A 20,538-nucleotide genomic window follows, 5' to 3' on the forward strand; every position below is an offset into this window, starting at 1 on the left:
CCTCCTTCACATTCGTGTATGATTATGTGAAGCCATCCTCACATATAGGTGAACCATGACGCAAGCACTTTCACTGAACGCGCGCACCACGGCGCTCGTGATGATCGACCTTCAGCACGGCATCGTAGGCCGCCAGATCGCGCCCTATAGCGGCGCGCAGGTCGTCGCCAACGCCAGACCGCTCGCCGACGCACTGCGCGCCAAGGGCGGCACCGTCGTCTGGGTGCACGTGCTCCTGAACGAATTGCTCTCGCTGCCCGCCGACGCGCCCGGCCGCACGCCCGACACGCCGCCAGCCCCGGCCGAAGCCTCCGAACTCGTGCCCGAGATCGGCGCGCAACCCGGGGACGTGATCATCGCCAAGCGCCAATGGGGCGCGTTCTACGGCACCAACCTCGAGCAGCAGCTGCGCCGCCGCGGCATCGACACCATCGTCATCGGCGGTATCGCCACGAACTTCGGCGTCGAGTCCACCGCGCGCGCGGCGTTCGATCTCGGCTTCAGGCTCGTGTTCGTCGAAGATGCCACGTCGGGTCTGAACGAAGAGATGCATCACTTCTCGTTCGAGAAGCTGTTCCGCCACATGGGCCACGTGCGCTCGACGCAGGAAACCATCGCCGCGTTTGCGTAAAACGCTTCGCGCAAAACAAAAAAGCCCTCGATTCGCATCGAGGGCTTTTTGCATGTGCCGCAGCCAGTGCGGCGCATTCAGCAGGGCTTCGTATCAAGCGAAGTTTTGTGCTGCGAAGTCCCAGTTCACGATGTTCCAGAACGCTTCGACGAACTTCGGACGCGCGTTGCGGTAGTCGATGTAGTAAGCGTGTTCCCACACGTCGATCGTGAGAAGCGCACGGGCGTCGGTCGTGAGCGGCGTGGCGGCGTTGCTGGTCGACACGATGTCGAGCGAGCCGTCTGCTTTCTTCACGAGCCACGTCCAGCCCGAACCGAAGTTGCCCACGGCAGCCTTCGTAAAGGCTTCCTTGAACGCGTCGTAGGAGCCCCACTTCGCGTTGATCGCCTCGCCGAGCGCGCCCGACGGTGCGCCGCCGCCTTGCGGCGAGAGGCTGTTCCAGAAGAACGTGTGATTCCAGATCTGCGCCGAGTTGTTGAACACGCCACCCGACGACTTCTTGACGATCTCTTCGAGCGAGAGCTTTTCGAACTCGGTGCCCGGAATCAGGTTATTCAGATTCGTGACGTAAGCCTGGTGGTGCTTGCCGTAGTGGAACTCGAGCGTCTCTTCCGACATGTGCGGAGCGAGGGCGTTCTTCGCGAACGGCAGCGGCGGGAGCGTAAATGACATGATGCGGTTCCTTCGTCGTGTTATGGGGAGTTCTGCGTGATAACCGGCATGGAGCACTCGATTGTAGGCGAGTTGGAATAACCCCGCAAACGAGCGGCCTTTATGCCGGATATCGTTTGCGCGGGGCTTTTCCGAATCAACCGCGATGCGTTTTGCGCCGATGCAATGACGCTCGAACAACGCTTTTCATGCCGCGCTTTCCATGCCCGCTTCGCACGCAGGCAAGACGGCTGCAATCGCTTTGCAACCTCCGCGCAACCGATGTGCAAACTTCCTGCAACGAGACTGCAACAATGGTTCGCCGCCACGATGATTCGTCGGGGCGAAGCGATCGGGCGATTGCGCCGGTGCCTGGCTGAGTAGCAAGCAACGGGCCCGGCAGGCCGGCTGCGCGCCGAGCTCAGAAACCGTCGGCGAGGCGCGGCTGGACATCGGCGAGCGCGACGTCGGCGCTGCCCTGCGCGAGGTGCACCGTAAGCCGCTTACCCGGTTTGAGCGTGGCGGGCGAGCGCACGGCCGCGCCGCTTTGCGCGTCGAGCAGCGCCGCGTAACCTCGCTCAAACGTGCGCTGCGGGCTCAGCACTTCGAGCCGCGCCGTGAGTTCCGAAACACGTGCCGCTTCGCGCTCGCGCTGGCGCGCGAAGGCGCCGTCCAGACGCCGTCCGAGCGACTCCAGCTGGGCGCGCTGCGCGGCGGCGTCGGGCCGCGCTCGCTGCCAGCGCATTTGCATGACGTTCAGGCGCGCACGCGCCTCGGCGCTGGCACGCGAGCCCGCCGAGCCGAGCCGTATCGTCAACTGGCGCAAGTGGGTGCGCTGCTGCGCAAGCCGCTCGACGGGCGAAACGAGCCGGCGCGCCAGCCAGTCGAGCTGCTGCGCGCGCCGCTCGAGCAGACGGCCGAAATCGCGGGCGAGCGCGGCATGGCGCTGGTCGAGGTCGCGCAGCAGCAGCGTGCGCTGCGGACTGACGAGTTCGGCCGCGCCAGTGGGCGTCGGCGCGCGCACGTCGGCGGCGAAGTCGGCGATCGTGAAATCGGTTTCGTGCCCCACGCCGCTCACCACCGGAATGGCGCTGGCCGCGATCGCGCGTGCAAGCGCCTCGTCGTTGAACGACCACAGGTCCTCGATCGAGCCGCCGCCGCGGCACAGCACGAGCACGTCCACCTCATTGCGCGCGTTCGCGGTTGCCAGCATCGCCGTGAGTTTCTCTGCCGAGCCCGCGCCCTGCACCGGCGCCGGATAGACGATCACCGGCACGTGCGGCGCGCGGCGGCACAGCGTGGTGAGCACGTCGCGCAGCGCGGCGGCCTGCATCGACGTAATCACGCCAATCGCGCGCGCATGCGTGGGCAGCGCGCGCTTGCGCTCGGCATCGAAGAGCCCTTCGGCCTCGAGTTGCGCCTTCAGTCGCAGGAACGCTTCATAAAGCCGGCCCTGGCCGGTGCGCCGTACGGCCTCGACGTTCAGCTGAAGTTCGCCGCGCGGCTCGTACATGGTGACGAGCGCGCGCACTTCGATGCGGTCGCCCTCGCGCGGCGTGAATTCGGCGTACTGCGCGCGGCCGCGGAACATTACGCAGCGAATCTGCGCCTGGGCGTCCTTGATCGAGAAGTACCAGTGGCCACTCGCGGCGCGCGTAAAGTTGGAAACTTCGCCGGAAATCCAGGCAAGCGGAAACGTGCGCTCGAGCATCGAGGCGATTGCCCGGTTGAGCGCCGAGACTGGCACGACGACGTCGCCCGAAGGCGCGGAGGGAGCGGAGAAGCGGTCGGATAGCATGCGTAAGGGTGGGGAGAAACCTTGGCCGGACAGACGATAGACCGTTCAGGGGGCGCTAGTCCAGCACGAATGAGACCCGGCCCGCAAACCCCGCGAAGTGTCCACATCGGCGCTGTCATGCGGCATGGTGACCGCAGCCGGCCCGCAAACGCTGAAAAAATACTGATGCCGTTGATTTTTATACGTTTTTTATCGATATCACATCCTGACAGGCCGATGGAGAGGCCGAAGAATGGGCCTTTGCGCCTTCCCGGGACCTACTTCTCCACAAAGTTATCCACAGGCGTTGATTTTTCGGGCGTTGCGCGCGGCTTGCAGGCAACCGACAGTTGCGTGCGGCCCGGCAACTTGCCGGGCAACGCCTACCCGCGCTAGAGTGCCGGGTTCACGAGCGCCTGTGCCGCATCGCGCGAAGCAGCGGTTGCTCGCCTGCGCAGGTCACTCGTCTGCCGGCCTGTTTGTCGCTCAGCTCACCTGGAACCGGAGAACCGACCCGATGCCCGCCCTGCCTGTCTGCTTCCCGCTTGCCGCGTGCGGCGCTTCGCGCGCAAGTTGCCGATGAGCGGCCCCGTCTCCAGTCTCAAGGAACGCCTCGAAGCGCAGTTTGCGCACGCCTGGCAACGCCGTGGCGCACTCGCCTGGGTGCTCACGCCGCTCGCCGCCGTGTTCGCCGCCGTGAGCGGTGCGCGCCGCGCCGCCTTTGCGGCGGGCTGGCTCAAGAGCATTCGCGTGGGCGTGCCCGTGGTGGTGGTCGGCAACGTGACGGTGGGCGGCACGGGCAAAACGCCCACGGTGATCGCGCTCGTCGAGGCGCTGCGCGCCGCCGGCTTCTCGCCGGGCGTGGTCTCGCGCGGGTACGGCGCGAAAATCGCCAGCCCCACGCCTGTCACGTCGGATACGCCCGCGCGCCTTTGCGGCGACGAACCCCTGCTGATCGCCCGCCGCACCGGCGTGCCCGTCTGGGTCTCGCCCGACCGCGTGGCGGCGGCCACGGCGCTGTGCGGCGCCCATAGCGATGTCGACGTGATCGTGAGCGACGACGGCCTGCAGCACTACCGCCTCGTGCGCGACGTCGAAATCGTGGTGTTCGACCATCGCCTGGGCGGCAATGGCTTTCTGCTGCCGGCGGGCCCGCTGCGCGAGCCGCTCTCGCGCCGGCGCGACGCCACGCTCGTGAATAACCCGTTTGAGCGCACGCTGCCAGCGTGGCCCAATACGTTCGCGCTGAAGCTCGAACCCGGCGACGCCTGGCATCTCGCCAATCCGGCGCTGCGCCGTCCGCTCGCGCAGTTTGCCGCGGGCGCGACCGCACCGGGGCAAGGCGCAGGCACACAGGGATCGCAGGGCGCGCTGCGCCTCGTGGCGGCGGCCGGCATCGGTTCGCCGGAGCGCTTTTTCGCGACGCTGCGCGCGGCCGGCCTCGCGCCGCAAACGCTGCCGCTGCCCGACCACTATGCCTACGCAACCAGCCCGTTCGCCGACGTCACTGCCGACGCGATCCTGGTCACCGAAAAGGATGCAGTAAAATTGGGGGCCTGGAACGACGCGCGCATCTGGGTCGTCCCCGTCGAAGCCGCGCTCGATCATCGCCTCATTACCCTGGTTGTGGAGAAACTCCGTGGACGCTCGTCTGCTTGAAATCCTGGTCTGCCCGATCTGCAAGGGCCCGCTCAGCTATGACCGCGCCGCGCAGGAGCTGATCTGCAACGCCGACAAGCTCGCCTACCCAATCCGCGACGGCATTCCGGTCATGCTCGTCGACGAAGCGCGTCAAACCGTGGAAGGCACGCCGGTCGATCCGCACGGGCCCGGCGCCGCGTAACGTGTGCTGGCGGCGCAGCGCGCGCCGCCAGCTGGCCGCGATCGCGCTCACTAGCGCCGCTCATGCCGCTCACGCCGCTCGCGCCGCTCACCTCATCTTACCGGCTCGAAACTGGATCACGCGCGCCGCCCCCGGCGCGCTGTCGTCTCCCAAGGCGGTTTCCCCGACCGGTTTCCCCACTTCCCTTTCCTGTCCTAGCTCGAACTGGCCATGACCGCTCCCGTGCAACCCTTCATCGCCGTCGTCCCGGCGCGTCTCGCGTCCACGCGGCTGCCGAACAAACCGCTCGCCGACATCGGCGGCAAGCCCATGGTCGTTCGCGTGGCCGAGCGCGCACGCGATTCGGGCGCGCAGCAGGTACTGATCGCCTCGGACGCCCAGAGCGTGCTCGACGCGGCCCGTGCCCACGGTTTCGAGGCAGTGCTCACGCGCGCCGACCACCCGTCGGGCACCGACCGGCTCGCCGAGGTCGCCGAGCACTACGGCTGGCGCGACGAGACGATCGTGGTCAACGTGCAGGGCGACGAGCCGCTGATCGACCCCGCGCTCGTGTGCGACGTTGCGTCGCACCTCGCCGCGCACCCCGAATGCGCGATCGCCACCGCCGCGCATCCCATCACAGCGCCCGACGAAATCTTCAGTCCAAACGTCGTGAAGGTCGTGCTGGACGCACGTGGCGTTGCGCTCTACTTCTCGCGCGCGCCGATTCCGTGGGCTCGCGACGCATGGCAGCCGCACTGGTCGCCGGCGCGCCTCGATCTCGGCGCAATGCCCGCCCCGCCGGCTCCCGCGACCGTTTATCGCCACATCGGCCTGTACGCGTACCGCGCGAAATTCCTGCGCAGCTATCCCTCGCTCGCGCATTCGCCGATCGAGCAGGTGGAGGCACTGGAGCAGCTGCGCGCGATGTGGCACGGCGAGCGCATCGCGGTGCTCGTGACGACCGAGGCACCCGCGCCGGGCGTCGACACCCCCGCCGACCTCGCCCGTGTGCAGGCGTTATACCGGCCTTAATTCCGTGCCGTGGGGCAAAAATCCCATGGCATAATCAATTGTTTGCGCGAGCCGTCTAAAGCCTTTGTGCGTCGGGGTTTCCCCGCTTTTCGGCACCGTCTTGCAGCGCCGCCCAGTGTCCAGTGCAACTCACGAACACCGGGCGAAAGCCGCGCGGGACGTGCCGTCGCCCCCGCCAGCGCTGCCTCGACGGCCGTGAGCGAACGGGCGAGGAGACGCACGACGCTGACGATGCCGCCCCACCGCGCGTGCGGGGCAGCCGCCGCGCCGCAAGAATTCACACAGATCGGAGATTGTTCACATGCGTTTGATCCTGTTGGGCGCCCCGGGCGCGGGCAAGGGAACCCAGGCAACCTTCATCAAGGAAAAGTTCGGCATTCCGCAAATCTCGACGGGCGACATGCTGCGCGCGGCCGTCAAGGCCGGTACGCCGCTTGGCCTCGAAGCGAAGCGATTCATGGACGCCGGCGAGCTCGTGACCGACGAGCTCATCATCAATCTCGTGAAGGAGCGCCTTCAGGAGCCCGACTGCCAGAACGGCTACCTGTTCGACGGTTTCCCGCGCACGCTGCCGCAAGCCGAAGCGATGAAGCAGGCGGGCGTCGCGATCGATTACGTGCTCGAGATCGACGTGCCGTTCGACGAGATCATCACGCGCATGAGCGGCCGCCGCATGCACCCGGCTTCGGGCCGCACTTATCACGTCAAGTTCAATCCGCCGAAAGTGGACATGACGGACGACGTGACGGGCGAACCGCTCGTCCAGCGCGACGACGACAAGGAAGAAACGGTGCGCAAGCGTCTGGACGTGTACGTCGCGCAGACCAAGCCGCTCATCGCCTACTACAGCGACTGGGCAAAGCGCGGTGCGGAAAACGGCCTGCAGGCGCCGCGGTATCGCGCGATTTCGGGCCTCGGCAGCGTCGACGAAATTCGCGAGCGCGCGTTCGAAGCGCTCAAGTAAGCGCGTCAAAATTCGCGGGTTAAAGTCCGCGGGTCACGATCCGCGGGTCAAAGGCCGACCCGAAGCCGGTTTCGGCACACTTGCTGGTTTGCCTGCGGGCCGGCTGGCGCCGCACTCCCGAGGTGGTTCGGGACGCGACGCCAGCCGGCCCGTTTTGTTTTTGGTGAGTCTCGCGCGGATTCGCTCTCTGCGCAGGACAGCACGGCCACAATGACAGGAGACAAAAGATGCAGATCCGCGGCAACGTATTTCTCATCACCGGCGGCGCGTCGGGGCTCGGCGCGGCCAGCGCGCGTCTGATTGCGGCCGAGGGTGGCCAGGTCGTCATCGCCGACCTCAACGAGGACGCCGGCAACGCGCTCGCGAAGGAACTGGGCGGCGCGTTCGTGAAGTGCAACGTGGCGAGCGAGGACGACGGCGCACGCGCCGTGGCCGCGGCAACCGCGCTCGGCACGCTGCGCGGCCTCGTGAACTGCGCGGGCATTGCGCCCGCCGTGAAGACCGTGGGCAAGGACGGTCCGCATCCGCTCGACACGTTCTCGAAGACCATTTCGGTCAACCTGATCGGCACCTTCAACATGATCCGCCTCGCGGCGGCCGCCATCGCCCAAACCGCACCGGCCGAGGGCGGCGAGCGCGGCGTGATCGTCAACACGGCTTCAGTGGCCGCTTACGACGGCCAGATCGGCCAGGCGGCTTACGCCGCGTCGAAGGGCGGCGTGGTCGCGATGACGCTGCCGATCGCGCGCGACCTTTCGCGCAGCGGCATCCGCGTGATGACGATCGCGCCCGGCATCTTCGAAACGCCGATGCTGCTCGGCATGCCCAAGGAGGTGCAGGATGCGCTCGGCGCCATGGTCCCGTTCCCGCCGCGCCTCGGCAAGCCGGACGAGTACGCGATGCTGGTCAAGCAGATCGTCGAGAATCCGATGCTCAACGGCGAGGTGATCCGTCTGGACGGCGCGATCCGCATGCAGCCGAAGTAACGGCGCGCCCTCTCCCCGCGCGATAAAAAAAGCCCGCGATGAAAATTTCGCGGGCTTTTTTCTGCGGCCAGGCCGCGGGCTTCAGTCGTTATCGAGCGTGCGCTGGCGCAACTCATGCAACTGCGACTCGACTACGGTTGCATCTTCCGCATCGGGGCGCTCGTCGAGATAGTGCTCGAGGTCTTCGAGCGCCGGGCGCAGATAGTCGAGCCGTGCATAAGCGAAGCCACGGTCGCGCACTTCCTCGATGTTCTCCGGCAGCAGGATCACGAGCCGCTGCTGGATGGCCAGCAGTCGCTGCCAGCGCTCGGTCTGCAGATAGACCGACTTCAGGTTGCGCAGCATGCGCGCGACGATCTCCCGCCGTGTGGCCGGCTCGAGCAGCATGCGCAGCGCGCGCGCCACGGAATCGCCGGCGTTGGCCACGAACGGTTCGAGCATCTCCACCATGTCGGATTCGGTGAGCGTGCGGCCCGTGGTGGGATCGAGCATCTCGTCGCCTTCGGGCAACGCCACGCGCAGCAGAAAATGCCCCGGAAACGACACGCCTTTCACCGGCAGACCCAGCTGGGTCGCCATTTCCAGATACAGCACCGCGAGCGAAATGGGGATGCCGCGCCTGCGCTTGAGCACGGCGTTCAGGTGGCTGTTTTCGGGATCGAGAAAGTCGTTGAGGTTGGCAGCGAACCCCATCTCGCGAAAGAAGCAGCGGTTGAGCACGGCAACTTGCTGGCGCACGTCCGCGCCTTCGGGCATGCGGCGCCGCACGCGCAGCGCGAGTTCGTCGATTTCGGCAAGCGTGCCTTGCAGATCGAGATCGGGATAGGCGTCCTGCGCGATCGCGAGTGCCGCCTCGGTGAGCGGCAGGCTCTCGTCGTCGGCAACGAGCGCGCTGAAATAATCCAGAACCCGCGTAGTCATCGTGATCACTTCGCCCGCCTCTTGAAGTACGCGTATTTGAAGCCCATCAGCCAAAGCATACCGAAATATAGCGCCGCGAACAGGACGAGGCACGCACCGAGCAAGGCGATGCGCTCGAGCGGCGCATGACGCAGTGCGATCCAGTCGTAGCTGATGGCGCACCAGTGCATCGCGCCGGCCAGCACGAGACATGCCCCGAGCAACTGCACGAAGAACGTGGTCCATCCGGAAGACGGCATATAGATGCCGCGGCGGCGCAGCCCGATGAACAGCAGCAGCGCGTTCATGCAGGCGCCGAGGCCGACCGAGAGCGTCAAGCCCGCGTGCGAGAAGATCGGCACGAAGATGTAGTTGCTGATCTGCGTGGCGATGAGCACGCCCACACCGATCTTGACCGGCGTCTTGATGTCCTGGCGCGCGTAGAAGCCTGGCGCGAGGATCTTGATAAGGATGAGGCCGACGAGCCCCACGCCGTAGGCCGCTAGCGCGCGGGCCGTCATGATGACGGACGTGGCGTCGAACTTGCCGTAGTGAAAGAGCGTGGCCGTGAGCGGCTCGGCGAAGAAAAAGAGCGCGACGGCCGAGGGCGCGGCAAGCAGGAACGTCACGCGCAGGCCCCAGTCGAGCAACGCCGAGTACTCGTGCGGATCAGCATCGACGTGCGCCTTCGAGAGACTCGGCAGCAGGATCGTGCCGAGCGCCACGCCGAGCAGCGCGGTCGGGAACTCCATCAGGCGGTCGGCGTAGTTGATCCACGATACCGCGCCGGGCCCCAGACGCGAGGCGATATTGGTATTGATGATGAGGCTGATCTGCGCGACCGAGACGGCGAACATCGCGGGCACCATCTTCGCGAGCACCCGCTTCACGCCTCTGTGCGCGAGCGCCTTGAGCGGGTTCAAGCCGATGCGCGGCATCATGTCGATGCGCTTCAGGCCCGGCAACTGCACGATGAACTGCAGCACGCCGCCCACGATCACGGCCCACGCGAGCGCGTAGACGGGCTGCTTCATGTGCGGCGCGAAGGCGAGCGCCGCCGTGATGAACGAGACATTGAGCAGCACCGGCGCGAACGCGGGCAGCGAGAACTGCTTGTACGTGTTGAGCACGCCGGACGCGAGCGACGTCAGCGAGATGAACACGATATAGGGGAACATGATGCGCGTCATCGTGACGGCGAGCGGGAACGCTTGCCCGTCGCTTTTCAGGCCCGACGCGACCACGATCACGACGAACGTGGCGCCGAAAATGCCGAGCAGCGAGAGGATCGCAAGCACCCAGGCGAGCACGGTCGAAGTGGCGTCGACGAGCGCGCGCGTGGCGTCGTGGCCCTTCTGGTTCTTGAACTCCGCGAGAATCGGCACGAACGCCTGCGAAAAGGCGCCTTCCGCCGAGATGCGGCGCAGCAGGTTGGGAATACGAAACGCGACGTAGAAAGCGTCGGTGTACTGGCTCGCACCGAAGGCGCGTGCAATCAGCGTTTCTCGGGCCAGACCGGTCACGCGCGACAGCAGCGTGAAGCCGCTGACTGTCAGCAGGGCTCGGAATAGATTCATGGGGCGGTCATTATACGGGCGTCGTCCGCTCCAACGCGGATGCGCAGCGCAAAGGTCGGCGCAAAACCCCGGCGACGCCCAGGCGAGCGGGAGGCAAAGTCCAAGCGCGCTGATTGTGACCGTCCCGCGTGAAAGGCGTTCACACCGATAGCGTCTGGCTACGCCATAGCGTCGCGATTGCCGCCATCATTATTCTGTTGCTATAATTGTTGATTCGAGTTCTCCCAGAGGGCTCGAAACGCGTCTTGGAAAGGGGGCAGGAAAGCGTCAGAAACCCGCTCTGGCACAAGAGGCGCGGCTGGTTGAGCGAAACTCAGCCGGCAAATACCGTTTTGAACGTCTCAGGCCTCGCTGCCGGTCGTTCAAATCCAGGCAAAGAGCGCGGTCGTACCACGCTCCGCAATCACAAGGAATCGCAATGGCAAACTCCGCACAAGCACGCAAGCGCGCCCGTCAGGCCGCGAAGGCAAACTCGCACAACTCGGCACTGCGCTCGAAGTTCCGCACCGCCATCAAGGCTGTTCGCAAGGCAATCGACGCCGGCGACCAGGCTAAGGCCGCTGAAGTTCTGAAGGCATCGGGCAAGACGCTCGACATCATCGCCGACAAGAAGATCGTTCACAAGAACAAGGCCGCTCGCCATAAGAGCCGCCTGGCTGCTGCCGTCAAGGCAATGCAAGCCGCGCAGTAAAGGGCTTCGGCTTGCCGGCCACGGCTGGCAGCCCCCTCTTTGCGCTGCACCACAAAAAACCCGCTTCGGCGGGTTTTTTGTTACTGCCGAGCGCAAAAAACCCGCCGAAGCGGGTGCGTTGGTCGCCGTCAGCGCACGTTGGCTTGCTGCGTGGCGTGGTCGTGAGGCAGTTCGCACGCCTCGGTCACGACGAGGTCGTTGTCCTTCGCAAAGTTCATCACGAAATTGAAGGCCATGGGCTCGATGTCCTTCAGGCGCGAGTCCAGCACGACGACCTTGAGGTCGCCGATCATCGTCGGGCGCACATAGAGCGAGTAGCGCAGATAAGCGTTCGGGCCGCGCGCATTGGCCGACGCTTTCGGACCAAAGCTCGACATCACTCCGGCGAGGCGCTCCGACCAGTCACTCGGACGAAACTTCTTCCCCGCGCTAGTGATGCCTTGAATGAAGTATTCGGTTGGAGCTTCGTCGGCCATGCAGGAGTACCTGTGTGTGTAGCTGCTGGGTGCGTTTGCAGCGTGTAACGGCGGCACGAGCGCTGCGCCCGCGCGGGTACCGCGGAACGCCGGCCGCGGAGATGGTCCGCCGCCACACGCATGGACAGTCCGATGGATAGGGAACGGCTGCCGCACCCGCCCTGGCGTGACGTCTCGAAATTCGCCGCCGACGCGTGTCACAAGCAGTCCTCGCAACCGGATCGACAGGACGATTTCGCGGCGCACCGCCAGCCGACGCACAGGCCGCTCCCGCGGGCTTGCCTCGCGCGGTAGAAAGGTGTTCCCACCTTGCCTTACACACGTTAGGGGCCCGTTTGTCGTGCCTAAGAAATCTCTGGGATTATAGCGCACTGACCGTTTTGACGCAGTGCACACAAGGCACTTGAAAGGCTGAAACCGGGCCCTCTCGGTGCGAGCGAAACGAGCAGAAAAGCCGACGCGAAAGCACCGCCAACCGTGCGCCACGGCACCCTGCCTATATTTTGGGCAACTCGTCAAAATCCGCAAAATCCTTTATGCTGCTTTGACTTACCACCAACCGCAGCGGCGTCGCCGGCCCAATCCTGCAGTTCGAGGCCGGATCGGGCGCCGTTTCTGTTTCATGACCTCCCGGACCATACGCCATTACCTGCAGTTCAAGGATTTCTCCCTTGACGAATATGAATATGTGCTGGAGCGCGCGCGCATCCTGAAGCGCAAGTTCAAGAACTACGAGACCTATCACCCGCTGCACGACCGCACGCTGGCGATGATCTTCGAGAAGAGCTCCACGCGCACGCGCCTCTCGTTCGAAGCGGGTATCTTCCAGCTGGGCGGCCACGCCGTGTTCATGAACACGCGCGACACGCAGCTCGGCCGCGGCGAGCCGATCGAAGATTCGGCTCAGGTCATCTCGCGCATGGTCGACATCATCATGATCCGCACGTTCGGCCAGGACATCCTGCAGCGCTTCGCCGAAAGCTCGCGCGTGCCGGTCATCAACGGTCTCACGAACGAGTACCACCCCTGCCAGGTGCTGGCCGACATCTTCACGTACTACGAGCACCGCGGCCCGATCCGCGGCAAGACCGTGGCGTGGGTGGGCGACGCCAACAACATGCTCTACACGTGGATCGAAGCCGCGCAGATCCTCGGCCTCAAGCTGCGCATCTCCACGCCGCCCGGTTATGCGCTCGATCCGGCGTTGGTCGCGCCGGAAAGCAAGCCGTTCTACGACGTGTTCGAGGACCCGCACGACGCCTGCGACGGCGCCGACCTCGTCACGACCGACGTCTGGACCAGCATGGGCTTCGAGGCCGAAAACGAAGCGCGCAAGCAGGCCTTCGCCGACTGGTGCGTGGACGCGCCGATGATGGCCCGCGCCAACACCGATGCGCTTTTCATGCACTGCCTGCCCGCGCATCGAGGCGAGGAAGTGAGCGCAGAAGTGATCGACGGCCCGCAGAGCGTGGTCTGGGACGAGGCGGAAAACCGCCTGCACGTGCAGAAGGCGCTCATGGAGTTCCTGCTGCTCGGGCGCCTGAACCACTGAGCCTGGCGCACGCCATCATGAAGAAAGCCGACCCGAAGGTCTGACCCGAAGGTCGGCTTTTTTTGTGCCCGCTGTGGCTCGCGGCCCGCGCGTCAGACCGTTTCGCCAAGACGACGCGCCAGCGACTTCAGAAGCGGAGCCACGCGCTCCCGAAACACCTCTGGCCCCATCGACGAAGCCGGCCCGCTGCAGCTGAGCACGAGCCAGCGACGCTCGCGCGGCTCGCGAAACGGCACCGCCGCGGCGTTGACGTCTTCGTGCCAGTCGCGAAACGAATAGCAGCACCCTTCTTTGCCGAACACCTCGATCTCGCGTTTCGCGGCCGCAACCAACGCCGGCCCTTCGGTGCCCGCTGTCTTCTCCAGTTCCGCGAACAACGCCATGCGCACATCGATGGGCTGCACGGCCAGATACGCGCGGCCCATCGAGCTCGTGAGCATCGAGAGGCGCGAGCCCGACGCGAGGCCGAGCGTGAGCGCCGTCTCGCTGCGGATCGTCTCCAGATAGATCACGTCGAGGCCGTCGCGGCACCCCAGCGACACCGCGGCGCCCACCTCGCGCGCGAATGCGCGCATATGCGGGCGGGCGAGTTCGAGCGTGTCCGTGCCGGAGAGCAGCGCAAAGCCGAGTGACAGCACCCCGGCGTCGAGCGCATATTTGCCTAACGATTCGTCAAAGCGCAGATAGCCGAGCACGGTGAGCGTGTACGCGAGCCGGTTCACGGTCGCCTTGGGCAGGCCCGTGCGCTCAACGAAATCGCGGTTGCCGAGCAGCGTCTCGCCGGGGCGGAACGCCCGCAGCAGGTCGAGCCCGCGGGCGAGCGCCACGACGAACTTGCGCTCGTCGATCGGCCCCTCGGCCAGCGAAGAAGAAAAAGATGAAGTCGTAGTCATTCCGGATGCAGACATGGGCGCCCTGGTGCTACACTAAACTCAATCTGCAAAACATTGTTCCGCATAGCGGAACTCACGTCAAGCACGAATTTGCCCAGTTCAAGGATTTGAGGAAAGGAGAGACACCATGGCCGCACACGCCCAGTTCCATTGGGAAGACCCGCTTCTGCTCGACCAGCAGCTCACCGAGGAGGAGCGCATGGTGCGCGACGCCGCCGCCGCGTACGCCCAGGACAAGCTCGCGCCGCGCGTACTGGAAGCGTTCCGCCACGAGAAGACGGACGCCTCGATCTTCCGCGAGATGGGCGAAGTCGGTCTGCTCGGCCCGACGATTCCCGAGCAGTACGGCGGCCCCGGCCTCAATTACGTTGCCTATGGCCTGATCGCTCGCGAAGTGGAGCGCATCGACTCGGGCTATCGCTCGATGATGTCGGTGCAGTCGTCGCTCGTGATGGTGCCGATCTTCGAATTCGGCTCGGAAGCGCAAAAGCAGAAGTACCTGCCCAAGCTCGCGAGCGGCGAGTGGATCGGCTGCTTCGGCCTCACGGAGCCGAACCACGGCTCGGACCCGGGCAGCATGGTCACGCGTGCGAAGAAGGTGAACGGCGGCTATTCGCTCTCGGGCGCGAAGATGTGGATCACGAATTCGCCGATCGCCGACGTGTTCGTCGTCTGGGCAAAGCTCGAGGAAGACGGCAAGGACGACATCCGCGGCTTCATTCTGGAGAAGGGCTGGAAGGGTCTCTCGGCACCGGCGATCCACGGCAAGGTGGGGCTGCGCGCCTCGATCACCGGCGAAATCGTGCTCGACGAAGTGTTCGTGCCCGAAGAAAACCTCATGCCGGGCGTGAAGGGCCTGCGCGGCCCGTTCACCTGCCTGAACTCGGCGCGTTATGGCATTGCCTGGGGCGCGCTCGGCGCCGCAGAGTCGTGCTGGCACACCGCGCGCCAGTACGTGCTCGACCGCAAGCAGTTCGGCCGCCCGCTTGCCGCGAATCAGCTGATCCAGAAGAAGCTCGCCGACATGCAAACGGAAATCACGCTCGGCCTGCAGGGTTGCCTGCGTCTGGGCCGCATGAAGGACGAAGGCACCGCGGCCGTCGAGATCACGTCGATCATGAAGCGCAACTCGTGCGGCAAGTCACTCGATATCGCGCGTCTCGCCCGCGACATGCTGGGCGGCAACGGCATTTCCGACGAGTTTGGGGTGGCGCGCCACCTCGTGAACCTCGAAGTGGTGAACACCTACGAGGGCACGCACGACATCCACGCGCTGATCCTCGGCCGCGCACAAACGGGCATTCAGGCGTTCTTCTGAACGCCGCCTGGGCCAGCCTCGCCGGTGCATGAAAAAACGCCGCACGACTTGTCTCGTGCGGCGTTTCTGTTTTGGCGCCTGTGGGGCGGACGCTGGCCGAACGGCTTACTTGTTCGGCTGCGGCGTCATGCGCAGATACGGACGCAGGGCCTTGTAGCCCTTCGGGAATTTCTGCTTGAGGACTTCTTCGTCCTTCAGCGACGGCACGATCACGACGTCGTCGCCCTGCTTCCAGTTGCCGGGCGTCGCAACCTGGTAGTTGTCGGTGAGCTGCAGCGAGTCGATCACGCGCAGCACTTCGTCGAAGTTGCGGCCCGTACTCGCCGGATAGGTGATGATGAGGCGCACCTTCTTGTTCGGGTCGATCACGAACAGCGAGCGCACGGTGAGCGTCTCGTTCGCGTTCGGATGGATCATGTCGTACAGCGTGGACACCTTGCGGTCGCCGTCCGCGAGAATCGGGAAGCCGACGTTCGCGGCCTGCGTCTCGTTGATGTCCTTGATCCACTCGTTGTGCGACTGGGCGCTGTCCACCGAAAGCGCAATCGTCTTCACGTTGCGCTTCTCGAATTCGTCCTTGAGTTTGGCGGTCAGGCCAAGCTCGGTCGTGCAGACCGGCGTGAAGTCGGCCGGGTGCGAAAACAGCACGCCCCAGCTATCGCCGAGCCACTCGTGAAACTTGATGCGGCCAACGCTCGAATCCTGCTCGAAGTCGGGTGCGATATCGCCAAGACGTAGACTCATGGTGCGGTTCCTTTGAACGAGGTGAACGGGTTTGATCGAAACGGCGCGCGCGGCGCGTTGATCCAGTGGACATTTACAACATTCGAGCATACAGGCCCTGGCTGCGCCCCGCGAACGAACATTGCCTCACACCGGTATGAGTTTTTGTAATTTTGAACCGCTTGGAGGAAACTTTAGGTGCCGGATCAAATCAATGACTCTTACCCCCGCGAGTTTTGGTGAGCGGGATCCAGAACCCCGTCGACGCACACTCGCGGGAACGAATCGTGCGAATGCGCAGGTCGTAACGGCGCGTCACGCTTGCCAGCGCCCGTATCTTTGTTACGATTCACGCGTGATGTGACACGATGGGAGCCAGTCAATGTCAGAGGTCAACAAGGAGAGGCTGATGTCCGATATCAAAACCGTCCTCGCGGATGCAGAGGACCTGCTCAAGCAGGCTGCGAGCGCTACGGGCGAGCGCGCTTCGGAGTTGCGCGAAACGGCACTCTCGCGTCTGAAGCAGGCAAAAGAGAAGGCCGCCGACGTCCAGGTGGTCGTGGTCGAGAAAGGCAAGAAAGCGGCACGCGCCACCGACGACTATGTCCACGAGCATCCGTGGGCGTCGATCGGAATCGCCGCCGGCTTGGGCGTACTGGTCGGTTTGCTGATCAACCGCAAATAAAGAGGCTTCGCCGCACCACGCGGACGGTCTCCGGGCCGCTCGCGCGGCGCGGCTCGACCAGCCGCTGGCAGCGGGTGGCTGACGGCTCTTTGCTGACGCCGCCTGCCGCACTGATTGGTCTCGCCGGGCTAATCGAGCCCGTTGTCTTTTCTCGCGTTTTTTCTCGCCCATTGCTCGCGCATCCGCCTGCGCCACCTGCCATCGCCATGACGACAGACACCCACTCGCAGCGACACGAACACGGGCCGTTGCGCCGCCTGCTCGGCTCCGCGTCCGCGATGCTTCAGACGCGGCTAGAACTGATCGGCATCGAACTCGCCGAGGAGAAGGACCGCCTCATCGGCGTGCTTTTCCTTGGCCTCGCGGGGATGATGTTCGCGATGCTTGCCTTGATCGCGCTCACGGCGCTCGTGGCCATCGCCTTTTGGGACACGTACCGCTGGGAGGCGCTCGCCGGTCTCACGATCGTCTATGCGATCGCGGCGATTTTCTGCGGCCTGAAGGCGCGCCGCGGGCTGCACACCGCGCCACTCGTATTCCAGGCGACGCTCGATGAGTTCGAGAAAGACCGAGATGCCCTGCGCAACCCCTAGCCGCGAGCCGACGCCATGAATCAACCCCGACCGGACACTGCTTTTCGCCCCCGCCGCGGCCATGCGCACGATCTCTCGACACCGCAGTTGCGCGCCCTGCGCAAGGAACTGCTGCTCGTGCGAGCGAGCGTCGAGCGTGCCGAAATGGCCGAAGCGCTCGTGGACATCCGCGCGACGGTCACGAATTTCAGCTGGCTGCGTTTCGTGGTGCCCGGATTCAGTCGCTCCGGCGCCGGCGGCGGCGTGGCTTTCGGCCTCGGCAGCCTGCTCAAGCAATATCCGCTGGTCAGTTCGCTCATCTCGCTCGTCGTGGCGAAGCCGCTGCGGACGAGCATCGTTTCGGCCGCGCGCCCCGTCATCAAGTGGGGAGGCCTCGCCTTTACGGCGTGGGAAGCGTATCGCGTGTGGCAGCAGATGCGGCGCCAGCGCGACGCCTCGGCGCATCCGCCTGCCCGCGACAGGTCCGACGAAGACGACGTCACCGGCTGATTGCCCTCCGCGATGCCCCTCCGGGGCGTTCAACGATCCCGCCAGCACATCGGTGTAGCCGCCGCGACAGCGCCACCGCCCGCGGCTTGATTGCTGCGCGCGCCGGTTGCGTCGAGCACGAAGGCGCCGCACGCATCGCCACGCATCGGCCCGGCCTCCACTGGATCGGCTACGAGGGCGTAGCCACCGTTGGAATCGTCGGCGGGCATGAGACGCAGGCGGTAGACGGGCGCTCCCGTCGGCGGAGCCTGGTCGAACCCGGTTGGCAAACGCGCCATCGTCGCGCTCTGCGTATCGACGAGTTGCGCTGCGCGATACAGCGCGGCCACGGCGTCGATGCGATGTGCCCGCGCGATCTGCGCGCTCCACCCCGGCATCGCAAAGGTGGCCACGATAGCGGCCACGGCCAGCGCGATGACCAGTTCGAGCAGTGTGAACGCGTTGTACCGGTTGCTCTTCACGTTACCTCCCGTTTGCCTCATCAAAATGGCCTCGCGACGACGCGACGCCAGTGATGCTCGACGCGCGTCGCGTAACCCTCGGCTGCGATGACCACCTGGTCCTGCAGCCAGCTTTGCGTGTCTTCCGATGCGCCGAACCCTCGCGCCGTGACGAGATACGCTCGAGCCAGCGGACGGCTATCGATGCGCCAGGCCTCGACGAAGCATTGCGGCGTGCGCACAGACCCCGGCCACGCAGCGAGGGGCGCGACCGCCTGCCGCTCGAAGCTGTCCTGCCGTCGCCAGGCTTGCGGCTCGCCGGGCTGCGTGGCCGCCACAGGCGCGGCCAGCGAGCCATTCGTCAGCGCGCGCGAGCACAACACGAGCGCGGCGTCGGCGGCATGGAAGGACTGCAGATGATCGGCGACGGCATCGGCGTTGCGCCGCGCGAGCAGCGCTGCCTCGAACCACGCCGCCGAAGTCACGAGCATCATCGCGACAACAAGCAGCACGACTGGGAGCGCCACGCCGCGACGCGCGGCGCGCGCGCGACGCTCCCCGCGCGGGCTCGTTCTCATGACGCTGCCGGCAGAACGTTACGCAGCACGATGTGCCGCCAGAACGCCTGTCGCGCTCGCCCATCCGCGCCGACGGCCTGCCCACCATCGCAATCGACGTAGCGCATGCGCCGCGCAAAGGCCGCCCCGCGCACCAGCACGCACAGATCGACTGCCACGACCGACGCCCACTGATCGCGCGCGAGCGCCGAAGCCTCGACCGCCTGCGCCGCGCCCGCCGTCCAGTAGCGCAGGCGCAAACGCTCGACGCCCTCCACGAGCGGCTGCGGCTTGCCAGCGCCCGCGCAGTAAAGCTCGCTCCCGCGAGTCGTCTGGCTCGCCACATCGGCGTAATAGCGGTTCACGATTTCCACGCCTGCCACGCCAACCCCCTGCCCGAGGCAGTCGGTTACCTGGCCGTTTACGGTGGGCCACGTCGATACACGGTCGCCTTGATAGCGCACGGCCAATCCGTCCGACCGGCTCGGCAGCGGCTCGCAGCTAAGCGCCGCATCGGTGCCGATCGGGCGCCCCGCCGCGCAGCCGAAGATCGCCGGGCCGGCAAGTGTCGAGCGCGCGTCCGCGGCAACAAAGCCGGCCATCTGGATCTGCTCGCCGATCAGCATCAACGCATTCATGCCGGCCTCGTGGATGCGCGCGGCGTCGTTCGCGTGCGCATAGGCTTGGCGCTGCGTGCGATAAGCCGAGAGCGCGCCAAGCGTCACCACGAGGCCCAACGCTACGGCAATCGTTAGTTCGAGCAGCGTGTGGCCGGCCTGCTGGCGCACGTGGGCGAAACGAATGTTCATCGCAGATACGCGAGGGCGACGCAGGCGCGCCCGGCGGGCGCCGTGGCATCGAGACACGGCGCAACCCGCGAAACGGCCGTCGATCCCGACGCTGCGCCGAGCGGTGACGTCGCCCAACTCACGGACGCGACCGATGCGTTGCCGCCCACGCTCGACGTGGTCAGCCGCCCTTCGGGCACGATGCTCGCCGTCAGTGCCTTCCATCGATCGCCCACGGCGGGCGTTGCAATCGCCACGCGCGCCGCTTCGGCCATGGCGTCAGCGGCAAACGCCGCGCGCTCGCGCTCCGCCGCCAGTTGTGCGTGCCGAACGAGCCCAAGCTGCGTGCTCATCAGGCCGAGCCCGCACATCGCCATGACGCCGAGCGCAATGGCGACTTCCAGCAGCGTCGAGCCGCGCTCGCTCACCTGGCTCATGACGCCGCCGTGCATGCACCGTCGCTGATGCGTGCCCGGCCCCCCTGCGCGATCCGTATGCAGCGACGCCAGCCCGCGCCGCGTTGTGCCGCCGACGTGGCCCGCGGGGCAATCTCGAAGTTGCGCAAGCTGCCGATGGTCTGCCCCGCCGGCGGCGAAAACGTGATGGCAGTGAGCCCCGACGCCACGGAAATCGTGTCGAGCGCCGGCTGGATGCGCAACGGGATAGAGGCTCCGGCGCGCTCTATCATGACGGCCCAGCCGCAGGACCAGTCTGCAACACCGGACGGACACGCTTTGGCAGCCTCGATGCAATGGCGCGCGGCGTCGACGCGGCAAACGGTAACCCGCGACTTGCGCCGTATGGCCTCGTTGCGTGCGTAGGCGAGCGTGCCGAGCAAGGCGTTGGCGCGCGCGTCGACCTGATCGCGCACGCGCCACGCGGTGAAAACCGGCGTGGAAACCGTTGCGCAAATCGCCAGCAGGACGATGACGACCATCGTCTCAATGAGCGTGAATCCTCCGTACTTCATCAGCAATCCTTAGTTCGAGC

25 protein-coding genes are annotated in these 20,538 nt (G+C 65.7%); 13 read left to right on the top strand and 12 right to left on the bottom strand.

Annotated features, from left to right (window positions below; genetic code table 11):
- The first annotated feature begins 55 nt into the window (after positions 1 to 55).
- Positions 56 to 631, top strand: coding sequence for an isochorismatase family protein (locus M3I53_RS16705; protein ID WP_254317015.1), 576 nt, complete (start codon positions 56 to 58; stop codon positions 629 to 631).
- A gap of 93 nt (positions 632 to 724) precedes the next feature.
- On the opposite strand, the gene sodB is transcribed toward M3I53_RS16705, so the two are convergent.
- Positions 725 to 1,303 (bottom strand): superoxide dismutase [Fe], encoded by a 579-nt coding sequence (gene sodB / locus M3I53_RS16710; protein ID WP_254317016.1) that lies wholly within the window; start codon positions 1,301 to 1,303, stop codon positions 725 to 727.
- Positions 1,304 to 1,405: 102 nt separating this feature from the next.
- Between sodB and M3I53_RS16715 the strand changes: the two genes are divergently transcribed.
- Positions 1,406 to 1,666 (top strand): hypothetical protein, encoded by a 261-nt coding sequence (locus M3I53_RS16715; RefSeq protein WP_254317017.1) that lies wholly within the window; start codon positions 1,406 to 1,408, stop codon positions 1,664 to 1,666.
- Between the two features lie 37 nt (positions 1,667 to 1,703).
- Here the strand turns inward: M3I53_RS16715 and xseA are convergent, their stop codons facing one another.
- On the bottom strand, positions 1,704 to 3,080 hold the full coding sequence (xseA, locus tag M3I53_RS16720; protein WP_254317018.1) for an exodeoxyribonuclease VII large subunit: 1,377 nt from the start codon (positions 3,078 to 3,080) through the stop codon (positions 1,704 to 1,706).
- A 558-nt stretch (positions 3,081 to 3,638) separates the two neighbouring features.
- Here xseA and lpxK point away from each other — a divergent pair.
- The 5 genes from lpxK (at position 3,639) to M3I53_RS16745 (ending at position 7,866) form a co-directional block, all read left to right on the top strand.
- The gene (lpxK, locus tag M3I53_RS16725) at positions 3,639 to 4,718 is read left to right on the top strand and encodes a tetraacyldisaccharide 4'-kinase (protein ID WP_254317019.1); all 1,080 of its coding nucleotides are present in this window, start codon (positions 3,639 to 3,641) and stop codon (positions 4,716 to 4,718) included.
- Complete coding sequence (locus M3I53_RS16730; protein WP_028205303.1) at positions 4,699 to 4,902, top strand: Trm112 family protein; 204 nt, start codon at positions 4,699 to 4,701, stop codon at positions 4,900 to 4,902. The genes lpxK and M3I53_RS16730 overlap by 20 nt, the downstream gene beginning before the upstream one ends.
- A 210-nt stretch (positions 4,903 to 5,112) precedes the next feature.
- Entirely contained in the window at positions 5,113 to 5,916 is an 804-nt protein-coding gene (kdsB, locus tag M3I53_RS16735; RefSeq protein WP_254317020.1) for a 3-deoxy-manno-octulosonate cytidylyltransferase, read from the top strand.
- Between the two features lie 301 nt (positions 5,917 to 6,217).
- The gene (adk, locus tag M3I53_RS16740; protein WP_254317021.1) at positions 6,218 to 6,880 is read left to right on the top strand and encodes an adenylate kinase; all 663 of its coding nucleotides are present in this window, start codon (positions 6,218 to 6,220) and stop codon (positions 6,878 to 6,880) included.
- Between the two features lie 227 nt (positions 6,881 to 7,107).
- Complete coding sequence (locus M3I53_RS16745) at positions 7,108 to 7,866, top strand: SDR family NAD(P)-dependent oxidoreductase (RefSeq protein WP_254317022.1); 759 nt, start codon at positions 7,108 to 7,110, stop codon at positions 7,864 to 7,866.
- Between the two features lie 81 nt (positions 7,867 to 7,947).
- On the opposite strand, the gene M3I53_RS16750 is transcribed toward M3I53_RS16745, so the two are convergent.
- Both M3I53_RS16750 and murJ read right to left on the bottom strand, forming a co-directional pair.
- Positions 7,948 to 8,787, bottom strand: coding sequence for a SirB1 family protein (locus tag M3I53_RS16750; RefSeq protein ID WP_035513442.1), 840 nt, complete (start codon positions 8,785 to 8,787; stop codon positions 7,948 to 7,950).
- Between the two features lie 5 nt (positions 8,788 to 8,792).
- The gene (murJ, locus tag M3I53_RS16755) at positions 8,793 to 10,343 is read right to left on the bottom strand and encodes a murein biosynthesis integral membrane protein MurJ (RefSeq protein WP_254317023.1); all 1,551 of its coding nucleotides are present in this window, start codon (positions 10,341 to 10,343) and stop codon (positions 8,793 to 8,795) included.
- Between the two features lie 418 nt (positions 10,344 to 10,761).
- Here murJ and rpsT point away from each other — a divergent pair, with 418 nt between their 5' ends.
- Positions 10,762 to 11,034, top strand: coding sequence for a 30S ribosomal protein S20 (gene rpsT / locus M3I53_RS16760; protein ID WP_069262794.1), 273 nt, complete (start codon positions 10,762 to 10,764; stop codon positions 11,032 to 11,034).
- A gap of 128 nt (positions 11,035 to 11,162) precedes the next feature.
- On the opposite strand, the gene M3I53_RS16765 is transcribed toward rpsT, so the two are convergent.
- Positions 11,163 to 11,510 (bottom strand): DUF3579 domain-containing protein, encoded by a 348-nt coding sequence (locus tag M3I53_RS16765; RefSeq protein WP_069262795.1) that lies wholly within the window; start codon positions 11,508 to 11,510, stop codon positions 11,163 to 11,165.
- A 622-nt stretch (positions 11,511 to 12,132) separates the two neighbouring features.
- Between M3I53_RS16765 and argF the strand changes: the two genes are divergently transcribed.
- Complete coding sequence (argF, locus tag M3I53_RS16770) at positions 12,133 to 13,062, top strand: ornithine carbamoyltransferase (protein ID WP_254317024.1); 930 nt, start codon at positions 12,133 to 12,135, stop codon at positions 13,060 to 13,062.
- 92 nt (positions 13,063 to 13,154) lie between these two features.
- Here the strand turns inward: argF and M3I53_RS16775 are convergent, their stop codons facing one another.
- Positions 13,155 to 13,955 carry an IclR family transcriptional regulator gene (locus M3I53_RS16775; protein ID WP_254317025.1) on the bottom strand — a complete coding sequence of 267 codons (801 nt, stop codon included), beginning with the start codon at positions 13,953 to 13,955 and terminating at the stop codon, positions 13,155 to 13,157.
- Between the two features lie 127 nt (positions 13,956 to 14,082).
- On the opposite strand from M3I53_RS16775, the gene M3I53_RS16780 reads away from it, so the two are divergent.
- Positions 14,083 to 15,273, top strand: coding sequence for an acyl-CoA dehydrogenase (locus M3I53_RS16780; RefSeq protein WP_254317026.1), 1,191 nt, complete (start codon positions 14,083 to 14,085; stop codon positions 15,271 to 15,273).
- A 105-nt stretch (positions 15,274 to 15,378) separates the two neighbouring features.
- Here M3I53_RS16780 and M3I53_RS16785 read toward each other — a convergent pair whose 3' ends face one another.
- The gene (locus M3I53_RS16785; RefSeq protein ID WP_254317027.1) at positions 15,379 to 16,017 is read right to left on the bottom strand and encodes a peroxiredoxin; all 639 of its coding nucleotides are present in this window, start codon (positions 16,015 to 16,017) and stop codon (positions 15,379 to 15,381) included.
- Between the two features lie 361 nt (positions 16,018 to 16,378).
- Between M3I53_RS16785 and M3I53_RS16790 the strand changes: the two genes are divergently transcribed.
- From M3I53_RS16790 to M3I53_RS16800, 3 genes are all read left to right on the top strand, one after another.
- Positions 16,379 to 16,681, top strand: a complete 303-nt coding sequence (locus M3I53_RS16790) for a YqjD family protein (RefSeq protein WP_254317028.1) — start codon at positions 16,379 to 16,381, stop codon at positions 16,679 to 16,681.
- A 206-nt stretch (positions 16,682 to 16,887) separates the two neighbouring features.
- Complete coding sequence (locus M3I53_RS16795; protein ID WP_254317029.1) at positions 16,888 to 17,274, top strand: phage holin family protein; 387 nt, start codon at positions 16,888 to 16,890, stop codon at positions 17,272 to 17,274.
- Between the two features lie 15 nt (positions 17,275 to 17,289).
- The gene (locus M3I53_RS16800; protein ID WP_254317030.1) at positions 17,290 to 17,763 is read left to right on the top strand and encodes a DUF3318 domain-containing protein; all 474 of its coding nucleotides are present in this window, start codon (positions 17,290 to 17,292) and stop codon (positions 17,761 to 17,763) included.
- A gap of 29 nt (positions 17,764 to 17,792) precedes the next feature.
- Here M3I53_RS16800 and M3I53_RS16805 read toward each other — a convergent pair whose 3' ends face one another.
- From M3I53_RS16805 to M3I53_RS16825, 5 genes are read right to left on the bottom strand one after another with little or no spacing between them, the layout of a single operon-like run.
- A complete protein-coding gene (locus M3I53_RS16805) occupies positions 17,793 to 18,224 on the bottom strand; it encodes a type IV pilin protein (protein WP_254317031.1) in 432 nt (143 codons plus the stop codon).
- Positions 18,225 to 18,244: 20 nt separating this feature from the next.
- Entirely contained in the window at positions 18,245 to 18,781 is a 537-nt protein-coding gene (locus M3I53_RS16810) for a hypothetical protein (protein ID WP_254317032.1), read from the bottom strand.
- Positions 18,778 to 19,569: a PilW family protein gene (locus M3I53_RS16815; RefSeq protein WP_254317033.1), complete on the bottom strand. Its 792-nt coding sequence runs from the start codon at positions 19,567 to 19,569 to the stop codon at positions 18,778 to 18,780. Before M3I53_RS16815 ends, M3I53_RS16810 begins: the two co-directional genes overlap by 4 nt.
- Complete coding sequence (locus M3I53_RS16820) at positions 19,566 to 19,985, bottom strand: hypothetical protein (RefSeq protein WP_254317034.1); 420 nt, start codon at positions 19,983 to 19,985, stop codon at positions 19,566 to 19,568. Before M3I53_RS16820 ends, M3I53_RS16815 begins: the two co-directional genes overlap by 4 nt.
- Positions 19,982 to 20,518, bottom strand: coding sequence for a GspH/FimT family pseudopilin (locus M3I53_RS16825; RefSeq protein WP_254317035.1), 537 nt, complete (start codon positions 20,516 to 20,518; stop codon positions 19,982 to 19,984). The genes M3I53_RS16820 and M3I53_RS16825 overlap by 4 nt, the downstream gene beginning before the upstream one ends.
- Between the last annotated feature and the right edge of the window lie 20 nt (positions 20,519 to 20,538).

The sequence above is a fragment of the Paraburkholderia sp. CNPSo 3272 genome, assembly GCF_024206495.1.
Taxonomy (GTDB): Bacteria; Pseudomonadota; Gammaproteobacteria; order Burkholderiales; family Burkholderiaceae; genus Paraburkholderia.